A 6,118-nucleotide genomic window follows, 5' to 3' on the forward strand; every position below is an offset into this window, starting at 1 on the left:
GCCAGTAGTCTACTATCACTATTTTGGCCTAGCATTATTATGAGAGGGTCTTGCCCGTTCACAAAATTGTACGGGACCCGGTCCAGTAATTATTTCTTCAAATACTTATTAGCGTAGTTTGACAGTGTTAGTAAGGGCCAGATAACTTTGTAGCTGTGATAGTTTATATAGAAATTTCCTGGTAATCCTCCACCTGTTGGATAATTCCTGTCTCCCCTTTCCTCTAACAAAAACTCCATTCCCTTCTGAATTTCAGGAGTAGGTTCCGCCTCTATACTAATTAACGCATCCAGTGCCCACGCAGTATGCGTTGGGGTACCTTCGCCGAGAGGGATAAATGTTTTTTTAATATCACTGCTGCATGACTCTCCCCAGCTTCCATCATTGTTTTGAATAGATAACAACCAATTTTTTGCCCTAACTACTGCGGGATGATCCGCTGGAACGCCTACAGCCCTCAGTCCTGTCACAGCTGCCCACGTACCGTAAATATAGCAAACACCCCATCTTCCGTACCAAGAGCCATTCTTCTCTTGATTTTTCAGAAGCCAGTTTATAGCGGCATCAATTTTTTTATTCCCTTTGTTCATTTTTACATAAGTCCCTAGGAATTCTAACGTTCTCCCTGTTAAATCAGCTGTAGCTGGATCAATAGCCGTGTCCTTAATATTTTCTATCGGGAGCATTGTGATCCATCTCCTTGGCTCCTTCTGCTCAAAGGAGCCCCAGCCACCGTTTCTCTTTTGCATGGCCAATAGCCAATCTACCCCCATTTTCCACGCCCGTTTATATTTTTTACGGAAAAAAATAAATGGAGCCATAACACGGAGAGCTGCCTGCGTGTCATCCACGTCAGGATGAAAGGAGTTGTTTTCCGAAAATCCCCAAGTACCGAACAACATACTCCCCCTTTGAAATAACTGCTGGCGTTCTACTAAATAGCTCGCCCCCTTCTTCACTGATAACCTACTGGCAGCCTCACCTGTCCGATCTAGTGCATAAGCAATCAAAGAAGTATCCCATAAGGTGGATGCCGCATTTTGAATGTGAATTAAGCTATTTACCTCCGCAGCTAAACGTTTCGTTCCTTCAATAGCACGTTGAACCATTTGGGATTCTGGAGAATAGCCAATGGCTAACAAGCTGTAGATCATAAGAAAGGTAGCGCTGGCATAACTCCCTAACGTCCCATCCGCCTCCACCCGATCAATCAAATATTTCTCCGCTCTTCGAATTCCCTTTTGTTTCATTCTTTTTAGGAAAAAATTTAGTGGATTCCCTTTTGAATTAGTCGCTTTTTGCTGACGTTGAAGCCTTTTTTTCACTTTGTTTTCTTTGATTAAATGCATAAGGTTAGGCGTATTCCTGCAACGAATGGAAAACCGATGGTGTGCCGCAATGAGCACTGCTGCAAAATGTGTTTTCACGTAGCTTGTTAAATCATAAAAATTTACCGGTGAGAAACGGGGCAACCACAACAAAGAAAGGGGGATAGGAAAAATAGTTGGCCATGGGTACAAGCCATTTAAAGCTAGCATAAATTTAGTAAAAACATGGGACTTTTTAAGCCCTCCCTTTCGTAGGATAAATGTTTCCGCACGTTTTATATTCTCATCGTCTTTATGTGCGTAACCAGAAAATAAAAGGGCTGTGTAAGCTTCCACTGTGGCCGATAAATTACCCTCTTTTTCATCTTTATATAATTTCCAGGAACCGTTCGTAGATTGTGTAGCTAGCAAACGGTTTGTAAGCTTTTTAATGAAGGTCTCCTCTTTCGTTATATTTAACGTTCTTAATATGATAATCATATAAGCATCTGTCATCGGACCATTCTCACATGGAAACCGCCACGTTCCATCAGGGTGCTGTGCAGCCTTTAGCTCATAAATTTTGTTAAGTTGATAGCTTTTTAGCTTCTCTTCGATGCTGTAATTACCATCCATTTCCACTCCTCCCTACTTTAGAGGATTTCATTGAATATAAATATGCTGTGTAGGGAGGGTTGGACCCGAACAAGCGTCTATATTTTGAAGAGATAAAAAATGGATGTTGATAGGCATGTACCTTTTTGAACTGAGGTTGGGGGATTGTTGAGGGTGTTAGGGGTTTCAGCACTGGGATGGGGGATTACCGGCATAGTTTGGGGTTACATTTACTTTCATTACCATAATATACTAAATAAACTAAATTGACTAAAACTCTAAACTTAAATTGTACTACTAAACTTAAAAAGAAGGGTCCGGGGACCCTTCTCAAGTAACTAACCTTTTCTTTATTTATACTACCTGGTTATAAAGTCAACCCACCGGTGACTTCTAATACAGTTCCATTTATATAGGAGGCGTCGTCGGAGGCTAAGTATACGTAAGCTTTTCCTACATCCTCAGCCTTACCTAAGCGGCGAAGTGGTACCTTCTCTACTAACTGACCAATCACCTTTTCGGGTACAGTGGCTACCATATTTGTATTAATAAACCCTGGTGCCACAGCATTGACACGGATTCCCTTAGGACCTAGCTCCTTCGCCCATGTTTTTGTCATTCCAATGACGGCAGACTTCGTAGCTGCATAGTTTGTTTGGCCAATATTACCGTGAACTCCAACGACGGAGGACGTATTGATGATCACCCCTGAACCCTCTTCTATCATTAATGGGGCTACTTCCCTAGTGCAGTAATAGACTCCATTCAAATTAACGTTAATGACCCGATGCCAATCTTCTTCCGTCATTTTACGAAGCATGGCATCCCTTGTGATTCCTGCATTGTTAATTAAAACATCAATCTTACCAAAGTGTTCTACCACTTTTTCCACCATTGCCTTTACACTACTGGAATCGGAGACATCTACTTGAACGAAAAGATGGCCGTCAGCAACCTCGGGAAGGGTTTCCACTGCTGTTTTTCCAGCTTCCTCCACATAATCTGCCACAACAACGGAGGCTCCCTTTTCTGCAAATAGGTGGGCTGCTGCTGCCCCAATTCCCCCTGCTCCACCTGTTATTAAAACGACACGATTCTCCATCTATCTTTCATCCCTTCTACCCTAAAAATACGAAATCCTGTTTGACGTTTGCTACTCTCGAAGGTGTGGAAGGCGACATTACGCCGTTGCCCACAGGACGTGGGCTGCCCTTAGGCGTAATTGGTCCGCCTGTACGGATTCGAGAGACATGATTAATACCATTTTCATACTCCATGGTGCAAATATTTACTTGCATGGAGGTCTACCTTGAAATTACGAATCTGGTTGTCATTCGCTACGGTCCACTCCCTTTCTGCGGACGATTCACGAGCCTCCAACTACTAAACTCATACCCTATTTTTTCCGGTGCTGGTCAATAAAACGGCCCATTACATCCAATAGCTGTGGGAGGTCGTCAATGAGTGGTGAGTGCCCGCAGCCCTTCAGCAAATGATAAGAGGCTTGGTCCCCAAAGTCCTCTCTAATTTCCTGAATCATGTCATTGGAGACAACCATGTCTCGCTCCCCTTGAAGAATTAAAATGGGAGCCTTAATCTTTCTTATCTCTCCGGTACCCTCCTCTGAAATGTTAAAATGGTTATTGGCATGATATATATCCACTAGATTTCGCTGCGTGCACATATCTTCCACATACTCTTCATATCTAACGGCATCCGGTCTGTTTACCGTATAAATTAGTTGGTTCCAAATACCCTTTAAGAACTCCCCATCCTTCTCTCGATAGGCCTTGGTAATGGGGAGCGTTCGCCATATATCCTGCTCCACATCCTCCTTGGTGGCTGAGCGTTTAATTGGCTTCCAATCTTCGTTCAATAATACATGAGGATAACCCCTCGTGGATAAGGAGCATAACAGCGTCATAGATCTTACCGTTTCTGGGTAGAGGGCCGCCAGCTTCATGGCTACTCCACCGCCTGTGGACCAACCGACTACGTGGACCGATGGTACACCGATAATATCTAACGTTTCCTTTATATCCTCGGCCAATTCATCTAAGGAATCAAAAGGAACATGATAAGAAGATTCACCGAATCCCCTTAAGTCCACTGCTAATAAATGATATTTCGGATCCATTTCCTCTAAAACTAGGTCCCAATGCTTTGAGGAAGTCATATTGCCATGAATGAGTAATACAGGATCTGTTTTTCCTGTCCGTTCTCGATAAGCAATCGTTTCCCCATTCCCTAACTGTACCTTTTTCATCTCCACTCCAATCAACTACATCTCCCCCTTTTATTCGGGCAATGAACGCCCCTTGCTTAAAACCGCTTCCAACAATTGCTTCGTATTTTCCATTGGTAGTACTCCAAGCTCTTCCTCCAAAACACTTTTACATTTATCAAAATAATAAATCACCATCGCACGGTTTTGCTTTCGGTGATAGGCTTCCATCAACAGCCGGTATGCCTCTTCCCAACAACGGTCTTTTTCTAAAATACGCTCTGCAGCTTCTATACATAGATCATACTCTTCCTCCTTTAAATACAAGTGGGCAAGCTTTTCTGCCCCTCGTAAATAAAGGACTTGTAACCGTTCTCGTTCCTCAATGCACCAGTCCTCATGCATTCTTTCCGGTAAATAATCTCCTTCATATAACTCTAGTGCCATTGTTAACAGTTTAATAGCCTCTTGGGGATTTTTCGTTTCTATTCCCTTACCAACTCCTCGTTCAAACTCCGCTGCGTCTAATTGGAATGGGGCTGCAAGGTTCAATCCGTAAGCCCTTTCATGCCTTTGGATAAAAAATGGTGTGGACCTCGCCACCCGATCAGGCTCCAGTACTTTATTTAACGTATTTAAAGCCACTTTAAAGTCCCTTGTAGCAACTTCCTCCAATTGGTTTTCCCAAAGCAAATCATAAATCTCTTCTCTCTGTAACAGGTGCTTTCGCTTCGTTACAAATAGCTGCAGGAGCTCCTTTGCCTTCCCTCGTTTCCAGTCCTTTTCTAAGATTTCCTCTTCTCCGCGAAATACTTTAAACTCTTTAAAAGTCTGAATTCTTAATGTAAATCCTGGATGAGTCGTTCTTCCCTCGTCCACCCCTAACTGCAGCATAAGGTGATGTAAAAAAGGCTGGTCTTGCTTCCGTTGGTGATAGGCGTCTAACAGCATTGGTGAAAGTTGCTGGACATCCACGGGACCAAATAAGGTAGAGGCCTGTAACAGCTCGTCATAGCCCTCCTTTTCCACTAGCTGTAAAAAATGATGGACATACGGGTAAAATCGTGTTTCATCCTGTAGGCGATAGGATACAAAAGCTTGCCAAAGGGTGGTGACAGTGAGCCCATAACTGTCGCCACAAAGCTGAAATTGTCCATTACATTTATCTAAAACCTGAAATGCTTCTACCTCTTTATTTGCATAAATATAGGCAATGGCTTTACAAATGTGAATCCAGGTAGAAAGCCAAAGATCATCTACCTTTTCCGTTTCTTTCAGTCCCAATTTTGCATATTTGATGGCTGGTTCCAATGCCCTCTTCTTCCCATATAAGAGACTAAGGCCCATGTAGGGCTCCGCCTTCCCCCTAGAAATGTTCATTTCCTCCATCATCTCAAGGGCTGTCTGATAACAGGTGGAGGCTAAACGCTGATCGTATTTATCTTGAATTTGGACAGCATGCCCTAATCGCATCCACCCACATGCCTCTACAAAGGGAGCTTGGAAACGTACCCCTTGCATAATTCCTTCTGAGGCATGCGACTTAGCTTCCTTTCCACGACCAAGCAAAGCGTAAACATAGGACAGTAGAAGATCAGTCTCTCGGTGAGATTTTGGGGGCCGGTTCTCCTTCCTGCTTCCCCGGCGACGTCTTTCTAATCTACGGGTCATTTCTCCTAATCTTCCAGTTCGCAGCAAAAGTCTTGCTTCTAAGTCCTCTTGCCCTTCTCCAAACTCTAAGGAACGGCTTTTCTCAAACCATCGTTGTGCCTCTTGTGCATCCCCTAAATTAATTGTATTTTCTGACATCAATACGTATAATTTACGAAGCTGCTTTTCCAATTCTTCCTTTTTTATGTTGGAAACTTGTTCAATATCACTAGCATTGCATTAATATAGTCTAAAAATTCAGTAAATATTTTTTCTTTAATTTGAGCCAAAAAGACAAAGCCTAAAGAAAAAGGTGATTCTG

General features: G+C 42.9%; 4 protein-coding genes. All 4 read right to left on the reverse strand.

The window, feature by feature from the left end; genetic code table 11:
• Positions 1-89 precede the first annotated feature (89 nt).
• The 4 genes from J2S74_RS23840 to J2S74_RS23855 all read right to left on the reverse strand — a co-directional run bounded on the left by J2S74_RS23840 (position 90) and on the right by J2S74_RS23855 (position 5,955).
• Positions 90-1,943: a terpene cyclase/mutase family protein gene (locus J2S74_RS23840; protein WP_307331114.1), complete on the reverse strand. Its 1,854-nt coding sequence runs from the start codon at positions 1,941-1,943 to the stop codon at positions 90-92.
• Between the two features lie 346 nt (positions 1,944-2,289).
• The gene (gene fabG / locus J2S74_RS23845; RefSeq protein ID WP_307331118.1) at positions 2,290-3,024 is read right to left on the reverse strand and encodes a 3-oxoacyl-ACP reductase FabG; all 735 of its coding nucleotides are present in this window, start codon (positions 3,022-3,024) and stop codon (positions 2,290-2,292) included.
• Between the two features lie 294 nt (positions 3,025-3,318).
• Entirely contained in the window at positions 3,319-4,194 is an 876-nt protein-coding gene (phaZ, locus tag J2S74_RS23850) for an intracellular short-chain-length polyhydroxyalkanoate depolymerase (RefSeq protein WP_307331144.1), read from the reverse strand.
• A 24-nt stretch (positions 4,195-4,218) separates the two neighbouring features.
• Positions 4,219-5,955 carry an AfsR/SARP family transcriptional regulator gene (locus J2S74_RS23855; protein ID WP_307331123.1) on the reverse strand — a complete coding sequence of 579 codons (1,737 nt, stop codon included), beginning with the start codon at positions 5,953-5,955 and terminating at the stop codon, positions 4,219-4,221.
• Between the last annotated feature and the right edge of the window lie 163 nt (positions 5,956-6,118).

This window comes from Evansella vedderi (assembly GCF_030813435.1).
Classification (GTDB): domain Bacteria; phylum Bacillota; class Bacilli; order Bacillales; family Salisediminibacteriaceae; genus Evansella; species Evansella vedderi.

Excerpts from the sequence above, each read along its gene's own strand:
- J2S74_RS23840 (WP_307331114.1), bottom strand. The coding sequence starts at position 1,943 with ATGGATGGTAATTACAGCATCGAAGAGAAGCTAAAAAGCTATCAACTT.
- fabG (WP_307331118.1), bottom strand. The coding sequence starts at position 3,024 with ATGGAGAATCGTGTCGTTTTAATAACAGGTGGAGCAGGGGGAATTGGG.
- J2S74_RS23855 (WP_307331123.1), bottom strand. The coding sequence starts at position 5,955 with ATGTCAGAAAATACAATTAATTTAGGGGATGCACAAGAGGCACAACGA.